Consider the following 19825-nt stretch of genomic DNA (forward strand, 5'->3'; position numbering starts at 1 on the left):
AGTCAAGTTATTACTCCTATTGTTATAGTTATAAAAGAATCGATCCCAAGTAAAATAACAAAAGACGGCCTTATGGCCGTCCTCCTTGATTGTACCTTCATTATATTGGCCAGAATACCAGCTTATATTCAAACAAATATTACTCCTGATTCTTGCTATCGTCACTGGTTTCAGCAGCTTCTTCCTCATCACTCGTATCTGCAGCTTCTCCGCGAGTCGTAATAATCGAAGCCAGTAGTTCTTCTCCAGAAGACAACAAGGTGACTCCTTCAGGAAGCGACACATCTGCCGCTACAAGCTTATCCCCGATTCCGAGTGAAGTCACATCTATGTTCAAGCCAGATGGTAGTGCATCTGGTAACCCTTCAACTTCAAGTTCCGTAGCTTGTACTTGGAGTGCACCCGCTCCCTTTGTACCTTCGGCTGTACCGATATAATGCAGCGGTATTTTGACGCGAATGGGTTTATTCTTAGCTACCTGCTGAAAATCAACATGTACCCATTTCCCGTTCTGTTGCTGAACTTCCTTGATCAACGCTGGGAAGCTACTTCCATCGTCCACCTTCAATTCAAAAAACTCTGAGCGACCCGTGCGCGCCACCTTATTAAGCTCCTTCGCATCCACATGAATCGCTTGACTTCCCGCTTTCTCACCATACACAACACCCGGGACACGTCCGCTTTGTCTCAATTGGCGAAGCGAAGCGCTAGTAAACTCCGTTCTTTGCACAGCATTCAAATGCAAAGTTTGATGATTCATACTCATAGCGCAACAACCTCCTAGTTAAATTACTATACTTGGCCAAAGCCATATTATTATATTACCCAAATATGTCGAGAAGCTAACAGGTAGGACATAATTATTCTCTGAGTTTTACATCAATTTTACACTGCGTTTACAATTTTCATTATTTTTCACGAAAGGAAAAGAGTAAAATAATAGTGATTGGATTTACTACGATTTTTGATCAATAACATCGGAGGTCGTCAAGAATGACGTTAATGGAAATGAACGGCTCTCGATATTTGAATCGGGATTTAAGTTGGGTCGAGTTTAATAGACGTGTTCTGCAAGAAGCTAAAGACCCCAGTACACCACTACTAGAGCGAGCCAAATTTTTGTCCATTGTTTCAAGTAATCTGGATGAATTTATAAGCGTACGTTTAGCAGGTATTCAGGACCAGATCCGGGCAGGATACACCAAAAAAGATTTTACTGGATACACGCCCGCTGGTTTGTACAAGCGTCTCAATTCGCGTATTTCAGGAATGGTTGCTGAGCAATATCGAACTTTTCGAGATTTGTCCAGACAACTTAGCAAAGAAAATATTATGTTTCTAAATTATGAAGATCTTAATGTAACGCAGCGTAAATCGATGGAAAAATACTATCACGATATTATTTTCCCCGTCCTTACTCCTATGGCCGTAGACCAAAGCCGTCCTTTTCCATTGGTTCATACGGGATTTGTGTATCTTTCGGTCGTATTGAAACGTACTGAATTTACATCTGACAAAGAGGAACCTTATTTCGCCATTGTACAAATCCCATCGAATCTCTCAAGATGTATTCCTTTACCTCGTCATATGAACAGCAAGAAGCAATCTTTTATTCTCATTGAAGAACTAATTCGTCATCATATTCAATCGTTGTTTAGTGGATATACGCCACTTGCTGTAGATGAATTCCGACTGACACGTAATGCCGATCTAACTATTGATGAAGACGGTGCAGAGGACTTGTTAGAGGAGATCGAAAAGGAACTACGGAAACGCCGCTGGGGAGCTCCGGTACGGCTGGAGATTCAGAAGGGGATTCATCCTTATGCGCTAGAAATGCTAGAGGAAGAATTCGAAGTGACCGATTCTGTGTTTGAAATTGATGGGCCGCTAGATTTGAGTTTCCTTAGTAAACTTTCATCCGTAATTAAGGGAAACCAAAAACTACGGTATCCGCAGATTGAACCCGTCTATCCGCTTGAATTCGAAGAAAATGATAATTTTTTCGAGGTTATCACAAAAAAAGATGTTCTAGTCTATCACCCTTACGAAAGCTTTGATGCAGTTACGGATTTCATCATTCAAGCTTCCGAAGACCCGTCCGTTATGGCAATCAAAATGACCCTATATCGAGTTAGTGGAAATTCTCCACTAATAAAAGCGCTCGCCAGTGCTGCCGAGTCGGGTAAACAAGTGACCGTAGTCGTTGAGCTCAAAGCTAGGTTCGATGAAGAAAGAAATATTGCATGGGCACGTACACTTGAGAAAGCTGGTTGTCATGTTGTATATGGATTAATAGGACTTAAAACTCATGCCAAAATTCTGCTCGTTGTCCGTCAGGAAGGCCAGGATTTGAAGCGTTATGTTCATATAGGAACTGGCAATTATAACGATATTACTGCACAACTTTATACCGATATCGGGTTATTCACCACAGATACCGCAATCGGGGAGGATGCATCTGAACTATTTAACCTGATTACAGGTTATTCATCGGCAGATCGTTGGCAGGCCCTAACACCAGCTCCAACCGACATGAAGGACAAGTTATTTGCACTCATCCGTCGTGAAGCCGAACATGCTGCAGCCGGTCGTCCTGCTAAGATCATCGCGAAAATGAACTCCCTGTCCAATCAGGAAATGATCGATGAATTATATGAAGCTTCACAAGCAGGGGTCAATATTGACCTCATCATACGTGGTGTTTGCTGTCTTCGCCCTGGAATTAAAGGGTTGAGCGAGTTGATCACCGTGCGAAGCATTGTTGACCGCTTCCTTGAGCACTCTCGGATCTATTATTTTGAGAACGGTGGTAAACCTGAGGTTTGGATATCAAGCGCGGATTGGATGACACGAAACTTAACAAGACGTCTTGAACTCATGTGTCCCGTGTACAAAAATGATACACGAGACATTATCGTTCAAATTCTGATGCTCTCATTAGCGGACAACGTTAAAGCGAAGCGATTGGTTCAGAACGGTAAATATGAAGCTGTTACAAACGACTTGCCACCTTGCCGCAGTCAGTTTGCAGCTCTAGATATCAACAAGTGGAAGAAGATTCCAACTTCCAATCTAAGCTAAACTTCCATATTTTTTTAAAATTCCTTGCCGCAGATTCAAGCCCTTTCATCTCTAGAGGAGCTTGACTGCGGTATTTCAATGTAAGCATAAGCTTCTCATCTCCAATCTCCGCATGCATCTGCTCCACAACCTGTGTCTCACTTATATCTAATGCAACTGCTATTTCAAGTAACGAACCTAATCTCCCAATAAATTCAGGATCCGTGGGTTCAAGTATACTTCGATATTCCCCCAGATTAACACCCTTACCATTCCCGGACAAACGTCCAGCAATATAAGCACACATCACATTTTCACGATGTGTTAAACCTGCAATCGGGGCGTGGGTTAGCCAATACAACGTATGTTTGTCATATTGGTGATACCGGACTCCACTACCTATTTTATAGAGCATAGAAGCTACGTAGAGAAGTTTTCTCGCCAATGGATCATGATCCTGTGATAATGACTCCAACAGTATTTCAGCGAATCTATGAACCTGGTGCAAATGGCTTAGTTGAACCGTTGAATGGAATGCAAGCAGCGAATTTACCTGACGAGGTAGAACCTGTGCAGCTGCTGGCAGGCCTTGCTCCAAGGATTCTAGTAGCAGACCTTCTCTAAGACCCGTCCCACTAACGAGACATAGGGAAGCGTCAATATACTGCAGAATCGTATGTAGAATGATTACACCTGGAACAATGATGTCAGCACGGGACTTGGAGAGCCCGTCCATCCGCTTACGCTTAGTTAGAGATAAAGAGGGGAGCAACTGTGCAAAATGTTGTATGCTTTCTCTCTCAAGCAAATAATGATGAGCGATCGGCATAGGATATTTGGCTCTTCGCTGATCTAATTTACCGAGAGCACGGATACTCCCTCCTAGTCCGATTAACGGTAACCCCGGATGACTATTCATCCACTGATGCTCAGAAAGTAAGTCATGTATGTCATCCTGAAGCTTAACGATATCGCTGTCTGACCAAGATTCGGGACTTCCCCCATACTTCAATTGTGAGTTCACAGCACCGATCGGTAAAGACACGCTAGAGATCCATTCGCGATTACGGAATAATGTTATTTCTGTACTTCCTCCGCCGATATCGATGATGTATCCATCCTGAACCTCGATCCCGCCAACAACGCCCAAGAAGCCGTAATAAGCTTCTTTCTCCCCAGACAAAACCTCAATTTGCAGACCGGTAGCTTGATATAGCGTATCGACAATCTCTTGTGAATTCGTAGCGTTTCGAATAGCTGCTGTAGCAGCCACACGAATTTCCTTGCATTCGTATTGGATGCAAATATGATGAAACTGGCTGAGTATAGGTACAATTTGGACAATATCCCCTATTTCCAACCTTCCGTCTGGCTTTATCTTTTCACTTAAACGTGCGGATTCCTTGTTCTCATTAATCAAGCGGTAATCCCCACGCGGTGTTACTTCATAAATGGCTAATCTTATGGAGTTGGATCCAATGTCCATGATTCCAATCGTCGTATGGTTGTTCTCCATTGTAAGACTCCTTGTCATCTAAGATTGTAATACCATCACTTTATCCCACTTATATGAAAAAATAAACCTTATACAGAGTAGAAAATAGAAAAAAACCGACACCACTCGGTGTCGGTCAACAAAATAAGCGTTGGTAAAAGATGTTACAGCCCATAAAGATAGGCTTCACGAAGGAAATTATGCATTAATATTACGTACCAATTGGACAACTTCCTGAGCCGTACTCATTTGTAATGCCTGCGCCGCCAAATTCTCCATGTCCCCTTTGGACAACTTGGAGATTTGAGAACGTGCTGGAAGTATGGATGTGGCACTCATACTAAATTCATCTAAGCCAAGGCCAAGTAATAGTGGAATAGCCGTAGCATCGCCCGCCATTTCACCACACATGCCTACCCAGCGACCTTCCTTATGAGCGGCGTCAATAACCATTTTAACAAGGCGTAGGATAGATGGATTATAAGGCTGATACAAATAAGATACCCGCTCGTTCATGCGATCAGCAGCCATTGTATATTGAATAAGATCATTTGTACCAATACTGAAGAAATCGACTTCTTTAGCAAATTGATCTGCGAGCACAGCTGTTGAAGGAATTTCAACCATGATTCCAAGTTGGATCGTATCAGAGACAGATACTCCTTCGCTTACCAACTTCTCTTTCTCCTCCAATAGCAAAGCTTTTGCTTGCCTAAATTCATCAAGCGTAGCGATCATCGGGAACATAATGCGCAGATTTCCATATACACTCGCCCGAAGCAATGCACGAAGCTGCGTGCGGAAAATGTCTTGGCGTTCTAGACATAGCCGAACAGCACGGAAACCGAGAAACGGATTCATTTCCTTTGGCATCTCGAGATATGACAGCTCTTTATCGCCACCGATGTCGAGCGTCCGTACGACAACAGGTTTGCCATCCATTTTCTCAAGCACTGTTTTGTACGAATTAAATTGAACTTCCTCCGAAGGTAATTCAGTACGTCCCATATATAAGAACTCCGTACGGTATAGTCCTACCCCTTCGCCACCATTCTCTAGAACCCCTGTGACATCATTTGGAGTTCCAATGTTCGCGGCAAGTTCAACATGTACACCGTCCGTTGAAATAGTCGGCACTTCACGAAGCTTCTTCCATTCCTCAATTTTCTGTAAATGCTGTTCTCTTTTTGCTTTATACTCTTCTACCAAGTCTGGAGTAGGATTAATTATAACGGTGCCATCCAATCCATCGACAATAATCAGATCACCACTCTTCACTTGGCTCATGACTTCCTTGGTTCCTACAACAGCAGGGATCTCCAATGACCGAGCCATAATGGCTGAGTGAGAGGTTCTACCTCCGATATTTGTCGCAAATCCTTTTACATATTTGCGGTTTAATTGCGCTGTATCCGATGGAGTTAAATCCTCGGCAATGACAACAACCTCTTGATCGATATCCGTTGGATTCACATACGTAAGTTCTAGCAGATGAATTAATACACGTTTCGTTACATCACGCATGTCTGCGGCACGTTCTTTAAGGTAATCACTCTTCATGTTCTCGAACATAGAAATGAACTCTTGGGCGGTTTCGTTCAGTGCATATTCTGCACAAATCTTCTCAGTGGAGATTTTATCACGGACCGGTGTAAGTAGTTCAGGGTCACTCAATATGAGCAAATGAGATTCAAATATTTCTGCTTTCTTCTCACCAAGCTCTTGAAGCGTACGTTCCTTAATCGCTTCAAGCTCTTTCTCTGATTTCGCTAGAGCTTCATCCAACCGGATAAGTTCGGCTTCCGGGTCCAAGACTTCACGGCGGTTCACCGTGAAATCTGGATCCTCCAATCTGAAGGCAGAAGCAATAGCTACACCTGGCGATGCAGCAATTCCATCTATCTTAAGCATTTACTTCGCCTAGCCCTTCTTTAACCATCACATCTGTAAGCGCCTGAAGAGCTTCCTCAGCATTCTCGCCAACGGATGACAGTGTAATGGAATCACCTTTTTCCAACCCTAGGGATAATACACCTAGAATTGATTTTAGAGTCACTTTTTTACCGTTTGCTTCTGCAAAAGATTCGACTCCCTTAAATTTGTTAGCTGTATTAACCAGCGCTGTCGCAGGGCGTGCATGAATTCCGTCTTCATCAGTAATTCTGAATATTTTTTCCATTTGTTTTCTCTCGCTTTCTTTATATAGGTATATTTCTTATTTAACGACCTATCAAGACTAGTCAAACTTGCTCGATAATTCGTTATTAATACTCGCCATCATTCAGGGATTTAGATTTAGATGCTTTCTCTAGTTCCCTCCTTAAGAAATAGTGATGATATCACCCTCACCGCTCCCAAGCTCTCCCGATTTATTTAACTTAACCTCAGCACCTTCTGGAAGATTAGAGAAAATAATTGGAGAGATTATAGATGGAGCGTGCTCTTTCACATAAGCCAAATCAACTTCCATAATCGGTTGACCCGCCGCGATAAGATCGCCTTCCTTGACTAGAACATGGAAGCCCTGACCCTTTAACTTTACCGTATTTACTCCAATATGCACCAGTACTTCTTTGCCTCCATCAGACATAATACCGATCGCATGTTTGCTCGGAAATACGTTAAATACCTTGCCGTAGACCGGAGAACATATCGTTCCATCATGTGGCAATACTGCAAATCCATCCCCAGTCATTTTCTCTGAGAAGACGGGATCCGGAACTTTGGTAATCTCCATGAGCTCACCGTTTACCGGCATGACGATATCTTCTTTAATAATAGCCTCTCCATCTTGTGCCGCTTCCTGTTCCACAACCGCGGCCTTATCTACGGTAGATACTGGCGCTGCTTCTGGTGTTCTACCACTTATTATATCGGCAATTTGCGTTTTAATTGTATCCGAACGGGTACCAAATATCGCTTGGATATTATTCCCGACTTCGAGGACACCTGATGCCCCCAGCTTTTTCAGTTGATCCTTACGAACATTCCCTTTGTCCCTCACTTCTACCCGCAGGCGAGTAATGCAGGCATCTAGATGGGCAATGTTCTCTTTTCCTCCAAGTGCTATTAAAATGTTGTTCGGCAATTCATCTTTAGTGACCGCCCCCTCTTGGTTTGTTCCCTTGTCTCCTTCAATTTCGGGTTCCTCGCGTCCTGGTGTCCTCAAGTTAAACTTACGGATAACAAACCGGAAGCCAAAATAATACACCACTGCGAGAATTAATCCTACGATAATGACGTTCCACCATGGTGTACGTCCCGGAATAACACCAAAAATCAAGTAATCAATAAGCCCACCTGAAAAGGTCATGCCGATCTTGACGTGTAGAATATGCATCGTCATGAAGGACAATCCTGCAAATACACAGTGTACCGCGAACAATAAAGGTGCGACAAACAAGAAAGAGAACTCAAGTGGTTCTGTGATCCCTGTTAAAAATGAAGTTAATGCTGCTGAGCCCATTATACCAGCAACATATTTCTTATGCTCAGGTCTTGCTTCATGGTAGATAGCAAGCGCTGCTGCTGGTAATCCGAACATCATAAACGGGAACTTACCGGTCATAAATGTGCCTGCTGTAAATTCTACACCATCACGGAGTTGAGCCATAAATATTTGTTGGTCCCCACGGACTAAATGCCCCGCCTTGTTCACATATTCTCCAAACTCGTACCAGAAAGGCGAGTAGAAAATATGATGAAGACCAAACGGAATTAGTGCACGCTCCACCATTCCGAATATCAAAGCGGACAAGGTCCGATTTTGTTCTAGCATGAAGTGCGAGACTGTATTTAATCCCGACTGTATCGGAGGCCAAATGATAACCATCAATAGACCAAGTAACACGGATGTCGCTGCGGTCATAATCGGAACAAAACGTTTTCCTGCAAAAAATCCAAGGTACGAAGGTAATTCAATTTTAAAGAAACGATTGTACATACTCGCCGCCAAAACCCCGACGATAATACCACCAAACACCCCTGTTGCAAGTGTCGGAATCCCAAGTACATCAGCATAAGCTGGATCTGTACCGATCATCGCTGGTGTGACACCAATAACGGTTCCCATAGTTACATTCATAACAAGATAACCGATAATGGCCGCGAGCCCAGCGACCCCTTCTCCCCCTGCTAAACCTACCGCAACACCAACAGCAAATAACAACGCTAGGTTTGTGAATACAATTTGCCCTGCATTCATCATGACAGTAGCAACAGCTGATACAGTTTGGTTATCCAATACCGGGACTAAATCCAGAAATTCTGGACTTACCAACATGTTACCTATCCCTAGAAGTAATCCTGCTGCAGGTAACAACGCCACAGGTAGCATCAGAGCCTTACCAACTCTTTGTAAGACACCAAACAGACGCTTAAACATAAAATACCCTCCTGTAATCTAAGATGCCCAAACAACAAAAAAGGCACCAGTCAATAAAGTTTTTGTTGTACTTCCTGTCTAGGGTTATAATACCCAGCAGACTGGTAATACAATCAAAAAACTTTTATCAACTCATGCCTGATCGAATCAGTCACACATTGTGATTATCTTATTGTTGTTATCGGTTCAGATTATAGCAAACCTGCCAATCAATCGCAAGTCAGTTTTATCGTATATGTGGAGGAGCTACACGGTGAAGATGCATTGTTAAATAGCTAACTTCAGCAGGGTATATTGTCTTATTTAAGCGCTGTTGCATTACCTGTGTCAACTTCCGAGCTATTTGATATAAAGATGGGTACTCTTGTTGAAGCAACGTGTCCAACATGTGGATTTCTCCAACCCGCTCACCACGCCGCACCCGTTCGATCGCAAATCTCAAATGGGTAAGGAGCCGTGAATAATCCAATGAATTACGTAAAATTGTAAATTGAAGTTCTTCCTCAACAATACGAACCAAGTCAGCAATTAGTTCTGCTTGCCCTCTTACCTCGCTAATATGGCGGTTGGTCATCGCGCTGTTAATATGAAGCGCAACAAATCCGACTTCATCCTCGCCCAAATCCACGCCCATCTTTCTGTGAATCAAATCAATAGCATACTGAGCTAGCTCATATTCAACAGTATAGATTTCTTTCGTCTCGAATAGAAACGGGTTGTGAATAGCTAGATCTTGCTGTGCTCTCTTGAGAGCAAACGAGAGGTGATCGGTAAGGGCAATGTGAATGTGCTCATTCAGTTCGGTCTGAGTTTTCCGGGAAATATACGTGATAACTTCGCCGATGACCTCAATTAACTTCTCATCTACGTGAGGAACAAGTTGCTTATACTGTTCCTGTTCCTTTTGATCCTTGAGAATAAACAACTTCTCTACCGATTCAAGTGGAACAAAATCATTGGATTTCATGTTGAATCCAATACCTTTGCCAATGACTACTACCTCGTCATGCTGGGGATGCTTTGCAATGATGACGTTGTTATTCAACACCTTAGCGACTTGCAAGCTATTACTCATAATTGCCCCCTTCTACTTGCGAAGTCAATTCCTAGAAAGCTTACGCTTACGAACATTATAATCGACCTTTCAACTCCTTGCTAGTAAATTACAAAAAATACAAAAGCGCCTCGCAAAAAGTCGCGGGACGCTCGTAGCGTAATATGAATATTTACATGCGTAGGTAGTAAATGTCAAGAATCGATCGTTGGAAATTTAATTACTTTCATCCTTAGACACCTTTTTGTCAATAATGATAGGAGCATTATCAAGAACAACAGGGTCATTCTTAGATGTTACAATTGGAACTGAAGGCGTCGATAGATTCTTTCCACCTTTAGTTAAGCCGTTAATGAGTTTTTCCAAATCGATACCTGACACACTCTTCAGCATCTCAGGAGCTGTAGCCATTAATTCCGTCACATAATTGCTCACCCGGGCTGCTCCTTCGCCTTTACCGGTATCCACTACAGTCAACTTGTCAATGGACGACAATGGACCGGCAATTTTTCCAGCTAGCTCTGGAAGCATTTTGACAACAATATCAAGGATAGCGGCTTCACCAAATTTTTGGAATGCTTCAGCCAATTTTTCTTTCGCTTCCGCCTCCGCAAGACCTCGTAAACGGATAATTTCTGCGTCTGCAGTACCTTTAGCCCGCTCTGCGTCGGCAATAGCCATACCTTCCAACCGCTTCTGCTCCGCTGATGCTCGAGCTTGAGTCTCTATTGAGTATTGTAGCGCATCCGCTTCCCGCATTTTACGTGCCTTATCCGCCTCTGCCGCTTGCTCGACAGCATAACGATCGGCGTCAGCTTTCTTCTTCACTTCTGCATCGTATTGTTTCTCACGAACCATAATTTCTTTACCTTGCAAATCGATTTCCCGTTCCTTACGAACCAATTCAACCTTCATCTGTTCTTCTACCACAGTCTGCTTCGCACGGGCCTCTTGAATATGATAAGCCTGGTCTGCTTCGGCTTTCGCGGTATCCTGATCTCTCTTAAATGAAGCCACTTTAAGTTCTTTCTCTTTGGAAGCTTCCGCTATGTTCGTATCACGAAGCAACTCAGCTTTTTGTCCTTCCTCTTCAGCCAATGCCTTCTTAATCCGTGAATCCCTTACCGCATCCGCTTCAGCGATTTCAGCATCTCGCTTCACTGCTGCAATTCGCGGCTTACCAAGTGCTTCCAAATAACCGTGTTTGTCGCGAACGTCTTTTATGGTAAAGGAAACGATCTGTAGTCCCATCTTCTTCAGATCCCGTGCTGCAACACCTTGCACTTCCTGAGCGAACTTATCCCTGTTACGATACACTTCTTCTACGGTCATGGATCCAAGAATCGAACGAAGATGACCCTCAAGCACTTCCTGTGCTTCACCCTTAAGCGACTCGATCGGTTTACCCATAAACTGCTCAGCAGCCGTAGCGACGTCTTCAACAGAGCCACCTACTTTGATGATTGCAACTCCATCAGCCGATACGGGAACTCCTTGCTCCGTATATACCTCAGGTGTCATAACGTCTAATTTATGCGAAAGAAGCGACATGAACTCAGCTTTTTGGAAAATAGGCCAAATAAACGCCCCGCCCCCACGCACGATCTTAATTTTACGACCTGACTCATCATCGGAAATGTTTTTATTTCCCAGAAAAGATCCAGTGACGATCATAGCCTCGTCCGGGCTTACCGTTTTATAGCGAGCCCAGAAGGCTAGACCAAAAATAAGAATAACTACAATGACAATAACGGGAATCAACAAGAAATCAGGAATATCCGTAAACGACAATCACACCATCTCCTTATTATGTTCTTCTTCATAAAGCTCCGAAACTTGCACAATGCCTTCCTTCTCATCCACTACAACAACTAATGTACCGGCTGCAATTTCCCGGTGATCCCAGCTGGCTGCAATATGTAAGGTGTTGCCAGCTACAAACTTAACCATAATTTCTCCAAAACCTTGGCTTGGAATTGGCACCGTTACCTCGCCGAGTTTGCCGGGAAGCTCAGCTGCAGAGTAACCAGTCGAGTTCTCACTATTCTCCATTGGCTTGACATAAAGAAAATAAATGAGAATAGACAGGAACAGCGCTATGATGATAGCCAACGCATAAATAATGGGAGCGCCCAAATTAGTGTAACGGAACAGTAGAATACCTGCTCCTCCGAATGTCGTGATAGCCGAAGCTGAAATAATCGGCTTAAAGAAATCAACCGCGATTACATCAAAAATCCCGTCTATCCAACTTCCAATCAAGTCACCTAATACGAGGCTAACCACTGCGAATAGGCTACCGCCAACCAAACAGCCCCAGAACAACGATTCCATATCACTTCCCCCTTTCGGGCTGCCTATATCTATTATACGTAACAAATATTTCCTTGTTTCGTTTACTTTCGATTTTTAGCTTTTTGATCCGCTTAATTAAGGATTAATTTCCCCTATAAAAACAGGAACGATTCTAATTAAAAGCGACTCATAGGATATCGATCTATCCCATGAGTCGCTCTGATACAACTTTTGGCACTAGGCCTATTTAAATTTTCTTAAAGTGATTTTCGATAAATTTCTAGTACATCCTGTTTGTCCAAGGTTGCAAAATTTCCAAATGGACCAAAACGAACTGCTTTCTCGGCCATGATATCCAGCTTGCTATCATCAATCTCATAATCCGCAAGACGGCTTGGAGCGCCGATAGAATTCCAGAATGCTCGAAGCGCATCAATTCCCGCTTCTGCAATCTCAAGATCACTCTTACCCGCTGGATCAACACCAAATACACGAATAGCCAGACGTTTAAATCTGTCTACGTCGTGATGTAAATTGTGTCTCATCCAATTCGGGAACAAGATGGCAAGACCTCCACCGTGCGGAATGTCGTACACAGCTGAGACAGCATGTTCAATGTTATGTGTTGCCCAGTCGCCATTCAGCCCCATATTCAAAATACCGTTTAAAGCGAGCGTCCCGCTAAGTAGAATCGTCTCACGATGTTCGTAATTCTCTAGATCCGCGATTAGCTTTGGCGCCGTTTCTATAACAGTACGAAGAACAGACTCACAAAATTCATCCTGAACTAACGTATTCTTCTCTTTATGGAAATAGTGCTCGAAGACATGCGACATGATATCGACCATGCCATACACCGTCTGATCCTTTGGAAGGGTGAACGTATGTTCAGGATCAAGAATAGAGAAGGCAGGATAAGCAAGGATACTTCCCCAACCTAATTTTTCCTCGGTCACCTCATTAGAAATAACTGAATTCCCATTCATTTCAGAGCCTGTCGCTGCCATTGTTAGTACAGTTCCGAGAGGAAGAGCCTCTTTAGGAACTGCTTTACGTTCGGCAAAGTCCCACATATCTCCGTCATACTTAGCTCCTACCGCAATGGCTTTCGAGCAGTCAAGCACGCTCCCACCACCAACTGCAAGGATTAGCTCAATCCCATTTGTTTTGCATAGTTCCACACCTTTGTGGACCGTTGATAAACGTGGATTTGGCTCCACACCGGCTAGTTCTGTGACTTCCGTTCCAAGCTCACCAAGGATCGTAATAACTTTATCATACAGACCGCTACGCTTGATGCTTCCTCCACCGTAGACAAGAAGTATCTTACTTCCGTAACGTGGAATTTCTCTCTTCAGCGTCTCTAACTTCCCTTTGCCGAAGATCAGTTTTGTCGGATTATAAAATTCGAAATTGTTCATTCTCTAAAAACCTCCTATATCATTCAGTATTATACTTCAATATTAATAAATATCATGATCTCCCTCATTATACTTCGTTCAAGTAGACGAAACAAACCAAATACGAATTAGAAAAAATACCTTCAGGTTCACCTCGTATAGAGGGCCTGAAGGTATTCTTATTAGTTCACTTCATTTTGCTTTTCTGTATATCCAACCGAGTGTAGGAAACGGCGGAAAGCTGCTCGACCAGATTCAGTCACTTTGAACACACCTGCGTGTCCTAAGATTTCAGCGAACTTATTGCCAACTTCATTGCGCAATATAGCTTCGGCTTCTTCCTTAGGGAGAGATGTACCAAATCGGTTCACCAATTCTTTGATCCAATCACGATGAACGTCCAGGTGTGAGCCAGCTTCAGACACTGTTGCTTCGTACAACTCCACATCTCCGCTTAGTATTCCAGCGATGTCCGCTAACTCTTCCTTAAGGCGTCCTGGAAGGATTGCAAGCCCCATCACTTCGATCAAGCCGATGTTCTCTTTCTTAATATGATGCATTTCCCGATGAGGATGGTAAATCCCTTCCGGATACTGTTCATCGCACCGGTTGTTACGTAATACGATGTCCATTTCATAGCCACCATTTGCATCTCGGCGCATAATTGGAGTCACCGTATTATGTGGGATAGAGACATCATTATCCTGTGTAAAGGCAAGCACATTCGCGTCAGGATCACTGTACTTTTTCCACTTTTCATACAGATCATCTGCAGCATCAAGCACTACGGCCGGATCATGCCCATTCAGACGCAATACCGTCATTGGCCAGTTCACCATACCTACCTTAACACCCTCATATTGTTCATGCTGGAACACAGCTTCAATAGGTGCTTTCTCTAGTGGGAACGTATGTCTTCCACCCTGAAAATGATCATGAGTCAATATGGATCCACCGACGATAGGTAAATCCGCATTGGAGCCGATAAAATAGTGCGGAAACTGTGTGGTGAAGTCTAGTAGGCGTTTGAATGTATCTCTCGTCAGTTTCATAGGAACGTGATCGTGGTGAAAAACAATGCAATGCTCGTTATAGTAGACATACGGTGAATATTGGAAGAACCAGGATTCCTCGTTCAATTTAAGTGGAATAACCCGTAAGTTTTGACGCGCTGGATGGTTGATCCGCCCCGCATATCCAACGTTCTCCCGGCACAATTGACATTTTGGATATACAGGTGGGGGCAATAATTTCGCCATAGCAATCTCTTTGGGACTCTTCTCCGGTTTGGATAGGTTAATGGTTATCTCCATATCCCCATAAGCTGTAGGCTGTTTCCAATAGATATTATTAGCAACCCGGTCCATTCGAATATAATTGCTGTCTACAGAGAGTTTACAGAATGCATCTGTTGCTGCTTGAATGCCCCTCTCATTTGTCGTCTTCTGAAAAGACGCAATGACCTCCGAAGGTCGCGGTGTCAATAGTCCCATAATGCGAGCATCAAGTAAATCCCGGTAAGTATCTGTATTTTCTGGAATAAGCCCTATCGCAAATCCATAATCAATCAATACCTCAAGAGGTTGCTGTGGACTAGTTAGCGGCTCCAAATCTACAATCTCACCTATAAAAGGTTCATCCGAACCAAATAGCTCTAGCAGGAGATTACGTGAGTAATCCAAATCCCACCAATCAATTAGGCCTTGTTCCAGTGCATAATGAACGAGCTGCTCTATCGCAAGCAGTGCATCTAGTTTGTTATTCTCATTAGCTGTCACTATCGTTCACTCCCTTAATTTTCTCCATAACCGTTAGGATGATTGTTGTGCCATTCCCACGCGCTGCGAATAATGTCATCCAATTTATCTCGTTTAGGCTTCCAACCTAATACTGTTCTAGCTTTATCCGATGAAGCAATCAATACAGCGGGATCACCTGCTCGGCGCGGACTGATAACAACTGGGAAATCTCTACCTGTCACTTCACGAACCTTGGAGATAACCTCTTTCACTGAGAAGCCTTGACCATTACCTAAATTGAATACATTACTATCTCCGCCACCGATCAAATGATCAACGGCAAGTAAATGAGCATCCGCAAGATCGCTAACATGAATATAGTCACGGACACATGTACCGTCCGGTGTATTGTAATCATCACCAAATACTTGGATTGAAGGACGTTGTCCTAATGCCGCTTGTAAAATAAGCGGAATCAGATGGCTTTCTGGACGATGATCTTCACCGATCTTTCCACCCGCATGAGCTCCAGCGGCATTAAAATAGCGTAATGCTACGTATTTAATTCCAAGCACTTGATCGAACCAGGCCATCATCCGCTCCATAGTTAACTTGGTTTCACCATACACATTGGTAGGCTGAGTAAGATCCGTTTCTTCAATTGGCACTTTCTTCGGTTCGCCATACGTAGCAGCTGTGGAAGAGAAGACAATTTTGCGTACATTGGCAGCATCCATAGCTTCCAATAGACAAAGCGTACCGTAGACATTGTTATCGTAGTATTTCACAGGATTCTGCATACTTTCGCCTACCAGCGAATTTGCAGCAAAATGGATAACCGCTTCAATCTCATTCTCTGCGAACAATTTAGCTAGTAATTCTTTATCACGCAAATCGCCTTCATACAATTTACCACCTAGCAATGATTCTGCATGCCCTGATTGTAAGTTATCAATCACGACGACTTCTTTCCCTCTACTAAGTAGCTCTGCTACGGTATGGGAACCAATGTATCCTGCTCCACCTGTTACTAGAATTGCCATGGTTATTTGTCCTCCTTCATCTCATGAACTCCGTTACCTACACCACACACATAAAATTCGCCATTCAATCCTGTACGTTGTTCGTAAGCCTCACCAACATTTTGAACAAATTGCTCTACTGCATCCTCATGAACAAGGGATACCGTACAGCCACCAAAGCCAGCTCCTGTCATTCGAGCACCTAGCGTTCCTTCGATTTTACGGGCTTCTTCTACCATCACATCAAGTTCCATACAGCTAACTTCATATAAATCGCGCAGGGAATCATGAGAAGCATTCATCAATTGGCCAAAAGCCTGCAAATCGTTAGCACTCAATGCTTTTACTGACTCCAATACCCTTGCGTTCTCCTCTACGACATGCGTAGCACGTCTAACCAATATTTCATCTTCGATGGTATTCTTCAGCTGTTCAAAGCGCTCTGGCTTCAGGTGAGCCAAGTATTGCAGACTCGGTTCACTTTGCTTCAGAATCTCCAACGCCGCATCACATTGCCCGCGACGCTCATTATATTTGGAATCGACCAAACCTCTACGTTTGTTCGTATTACCAATGACAATTTTGTATGCTCCGGTCCGGAATGGTACCAGTTCGTATTCAAGTGTATCGCACATCAATAGAATAGCTTGATCTTGTGCCCCGTTCGCTACAGCAAATTGATCCATAATCCCACTGTTCACACCAACAAAGATATTCTCAGCTCGTTGAGATAAACGGGCAATTTCAACCGTATTGCATTCCTTGTCTTCCATCGAGAGTAACGCATACGCTGTAACAACTTCAATCGATGCCGACGAAGACAATCCAGCACCATTTGGGATTTCTCCATGAAATAGTAGGTCGTAACCAGAGGTCAAATTCACACCCAATTTGTTCAGTTCAACAATGACTCCAATCGGGTAATCTACCCATTCATCCATTTTGCTAGAACCAATTTCATCTAGATTTATTTCTGCACGATAAGGAAAATTAGTAGAAGCAAAAGTCACTTTCCGATCTGCACGTTTCCGAATAGCTAACGTTGTTCCGAACTCGAGCGCGGCTGGCAATACATAACCACCGTTATAGTCGATATGCTCGCCGATCAGATTAACCCGTCCAGGCGCATTAAAAATTCGTAAAAACTCATTATTTTCTCCATAACGTGATATAAACAATTGTTCCATTTCCAGCTTTTTCATTTAATTACACCCCATCATCATGGAATCTTAACTTCTTGTTCTCAGTATAAAGTTATCACTGGAATTTGGTAATGCACCTTTGCGAGTTCTATATGGATAAATGTGACTTGTCAGCGTACAATAGAATTGTAACAACGCGCGTGTTATCAAATACGATAGTAGGAGCCTAACCCATCATGCATGAATCATATAATGCCGCTGCTAACCCTGAAGTCTATGAATCAGGAGACCTGCACGTCCTATTCGTGGGCGAGAGTCAGACTCCTACCGAGCATAAATTAGGTCCTAAAGTGTATGACTATTTCCTATTACACTTTGTAGAGAATGGCAGAGGTCAATTTGTTAACGAATCCTCGGTCTATAAATTAACAAAAGGAGATTGCTTCCTTATACATCCGGAGCAACTGGTTAGTTATGCTTCCGATCCTATCGATCCTTGGCGGTACCGATGGATCGCCTTTACAGGAGATCAAGCAGCCGAACTCGTAAGACGTGCAGGATTCACACCACAGCTTCCTGTTTTCCATGCCGATCCTAGTAGCAACATTCCAGATTTGCTTCAAGGCATTCTCCAAGCCTTTAGAGGCAGTATGCCGAGTTCCCACCTGCTCTCCATCGGTTATCTCTACCAACTTATGGCCGAGGCAAAGGAGACGCTAGTCAAAGAATCTCCTCTCCCCTCCGGAGAATCTGGTGTTCAGAGAATTGTTAAGCAGATGATTCATTATATTTCCAGCCAATATGCTTATCCTGTCTCGATTGAACAAATGTGTACGAGTCTGGGATATAATCGCGCATACTTATCCCGAATCTTCAAGAAAGAGACAGGGATCACCCCTGTCACGTACTTACTTAAGCTGCGTATCGATAAATCACGCCAACTTCTACGTGGTCGTCCAGAATTATCGATTGAGCAAATTGCCTCATCCGTCGGTTTAACCGATCCGCTCTATTTCTCTCGTCAATTCCACCGATTCTACGGTGAATCACCGAGTCAATATAGGAGATCGGTAACTGGTCAGTCTAAATAACCCCAAACAGCCCCCATCCTATACTTTTGGATGGGGGTTGCTAAGTAAAATCTTTTCAATTATCCCCTTGCGTATTTAAGATCGTCTCCACACGGTTCAATTCTTCAGCGGTGAAGTCTAGCATATTAAGCGCCTGCACATTCTCTTCAATTTGACTAACACGGCTGGCCCCAATAAGTGCTGAGGTTACTTTGCCGCTACGCAGAACCCACGCCAATGCAAACTGCGCCAAGCTCTGACCACGAGCTGCTGCTAATTGATTAAGTGCATGCACTTTTCGCAACATTTCAGGCGTAATGTTCTCTTCACCGAGGAAGACACTTGCACTCTTTGCACGGGAGTCCTCAGGAATGCCATGTAAATATTTATTCGTCAGCAACCCTTGAGCAAGTGGACAGAAAGCTATACTGCCTACACCGTTATCTTCCAACACATCTTGCAATCCGTTCTCGATCCAGCGATTAAGCATGGAATAACTTGGTTGATGGATAAGAAGCGGTGTGCCCAATGACCCCAGAATAGAGATCGCTTCAGCAGTCTCCTCTGCAGTATAATTGGAAATCCCTACATACAACGCTTTCCCCGAACGCACGATATGGTCTAGGGTCATCATGGTTTCTTCTAGCGGCGTCTCTGGGTCGAAACGGTGTGAGTAAAAAATATCAACATAATCCAAGTCCATTCGTTTCAAGCTTTGGTCCAGACTTGATATCAAATATTTACGTGAACCCCATTCCCCATAAGGACCTGGCCACATATTATACCCAGCCTTAGTAGAGATGATTAGTTCATCGCGATAAGCTAACAAGTCTTTCTTCAAAATCTCTCCAAATACTTCCTCCGCTGAGCCTGGAGGTGGTCCATAATTATTGGCCAAATCAAAATGAGTAATTCCAAGATCAAAAGCTCTAGTAACCATATTCCGACCATTCTCAAATTGATTCACGCCACCAAAATTATGCCATAATCCAAGTGAAATGGCTGGAAGCTTCAGTCCCGAACGACCTACACGGTTATATTTCATCGATTGGTAACGATCTTCATTTGCGTTATATACCATACTTCTGCCCTACTTTCTGAAATAGATTATTTTACCTTTACCAAAAATATCATATCTTCTTCCAATTTTTTTAGCAAGAA

Annotated in this window: 15 protein-coding genes; 2 read left to right on the forward strand and 13 right to left on the reverse strand. The window is 43.4% G+C overall.

The annotated features are described in order from the left end of the window. Positions 1 to 139 precede the first annotated feature (139 nt). Positions 140 to 766: a 50S ribosomal protein L25 gene (locus tag IEW05_RS15800; RefSeq protein ID WP_188540462.1), complete on the reverse strand. Its 627-nt coding sequence runs from the start codon at positions 764 to 766 to the stop codon at positions 140 to 142. A gap of 227 nt (positions 767 to 993) precedes the next feature. Between IEW05_RS15800 and ppk1 the strand changes: the two genes are divergently transcribed. Then, positions 994 to 3084 carry a polyphosphate kinase 1 gene (gene ppk1, locus IEW05_RS15805; RefSeq protein ID WP_188540464.1) on the forward strand — a complete coding sequence of 697 codons (2091 nt, stop codon included), beginning with the start codon at positions 994 to 996 and terminating at the stop codon, positions 3082 to 3084. Here ppk1 and IEW05_RS15810 read toward each other — a convergent pair. The 11 genes from IEW05_RS15810 to IEW05_RS15860 form a co-directional block, all read right to left on the reverse strand. Further along, a complete protein-coding gene (locus IEW05_RS15810) occupies positions 3044 to 4579 on the reverse strand; it encodes a Ppx/GppA phosphatase family protein (protein ID WP_188540466.1) in 1536 nt (511 codons plus the stop codon). The two genes, ppk1 and IEW05_RS15810, sit on opposite strands and share 41 nt — an antisense overlap. A 177-nt stretch (positions 4580 to 4756) precedes the next feature. Continuing rightward, positions 4757 to 6469 carry a phosphoenolpyruvate--protein phosphotransferase gene (gene ptsP, locus IEW05_RS15815; RefSeq protein WP_188540469.1) on the reverse strand — a complete coding sequence of 571 codons (1713 nt, stop codon included), beginning with the start codon at positions 6467 to 6469 and terminating at the stop codon, positions 4757 to 4759. Further along, positions 6462 to 6737, reverse strand: coding sequence for an HPr family phosphocarrier protein (locus IEW05_RS15820; RefSeq protein ID WP_188540471.1), 276 nt, complete (start codon positions 6735 to 6737; stop codon positions 6462 to 6464). Before IEW05_RS15820 ends, ptsP begins: the two co-directional genes overlap by 8 nt. A 141-nt stretch (positions 6738 to 6878) precedes the next feature. Next, entirely contained in the window at positions 6879 to 8942 is a 2064-nt protein-coding gene (ptsG, locus tag IEW05_RS15825; RefSeq protein WP_188540473.1) for a glucose-specific PTS transporter subunit IIBC, read from the reverse strand. Between the two features lie 226 nt (positions 8943 to 9168). Then, a complete protein-coding gene (gene glcT / locus IEW05_RS15830) occupies positions 9169 to 10017 on the reverse strand; it encodes a glucose PTS transporter transcription antiterminator GlcT (RefSeq protein WP_188540475.1) in 849 nt (282 codons plus the stop codon). Between the two features lie 195 nt (positions 10018 to 10212). Continuing rightward, positions 10213 to 11772 (reverse strand): flotillin lipid rafts scaffold protein FloT, encoded by a 1560-nt coding sequence (gene floT / locus IEW05_RS15835; protein WP_188540902.1) that lies wholly within the window; start codon positions 11770 to 11772, stop codon positions 10213 to 10215. 15 nt (positions 11773 to 11787) lie between these two features. Next, complete coding sequence (locus IEW05_RS15840; RefSeq protein WP_188540477.1) at positions 11788 to 12330, reverse strand: NfeD family membrane protein; 543 nt, start codon at positions 12328 to 12330, stop codon at positions 11788 to 11790. A 218-nt stretch (positions 12331 to 12548) separates the two neighbouring features. After that, positions 12549 to 13712 carry an iron-containing alcohol dehydrogenase gene (locus IEW05_RS15845; protein WP_188540479.1) on the reverse strand — a complete coding sequence of 388 codons (1164 nt, stop codon included), beginning with the start codon at positions 13710 to 13712 and terminating at the stop codon, positions 12549 to 12551. Positions 13713 to 13873: 161 nt separating this feature from the next. Beyond that, positions 13874 to 15469 carry a UDP-glucose--hexose-1-phosphate uridylyltransferase gene (locus IEW05_RS15850; protein ID WP_188540481.1) on the reverse strand — a complete coding sequence of 532 codons (1596 nt, stop codon included), beginning with the start codon at positions 15467 to 15469 and terminating at the stop codon, positions 13874 to 13876. Positions 15470 to 15483: 14 nt separating this feature from the next. Beyond that, a complete protein-coding gene (galE, locus tag IEW05_RS15855; protein ID WP_188540483.1) occupies positions 15484 to 16473 on the reverse strand; it encodes a UDP-glucose 4-epimerase GalE in 990 nt (329 codons plus the stop codon). A gap of 2 nt (positions 16474 to 16475) precedes the next feature. Continuing rightward, positions 16476 to 17654: a galactokinase gene (locus IEW05_RS15860; protein WP_188540486.1), complete on the reverse strand. Its 1179-nt coding sequence runs from the start codon at positions 17652 to 17654 to the stop codon at positions 16476 to 16478. Between the two features lie 176 nt (positions 17655 to 17830). Here IEW05_RS15860 and IEW05_RS15865 point away from each other — a divergent pair, with 176 nt between their 5' ends. Beyond that, the gene (locus IEW05_RS15865; protein ID WP_188540488.1) at positions 17831 to 18685 is read left to right on the forward strand and encodes an AraC family transcriptional regulator; all 855 of its coding nucleotides are present in this window, start codon (positions 17831 to 17833) and stop codon (positions 18683 to 18685) included. A gap of 55 nt (positions 18686 to 18740) precedes the next feature. Here IEW05_RS15865 and mgrA read toward each other — a convergent pair whose 3' ends face one another. Further along, positions 18741 to 19745 carry an L-glyceraldehyde 3-phosphate reductase gene (mgrA, locus tag IEW05_RS15870; RefSeq protein ID WP_188540490.1) on the reverse strand — a complete coding sequence of 335 codons (1005 nt, stop codon included), beginning with the start codon at positions 19743 to 19745 and terminating at the stop codon, positions 18741 to 18743. Positions 19746 to 19825: the final 80 nt, after the last annotated feature.

The organism is Paenibacillus segetis (assembly GCF_014639155.1).
Classification (GTDB): Bacteria; Bacillota; Bacilli; order Paenibacillales; family Paenibacillaceae; genus Fontibacillus; species Fontibacillus segetis.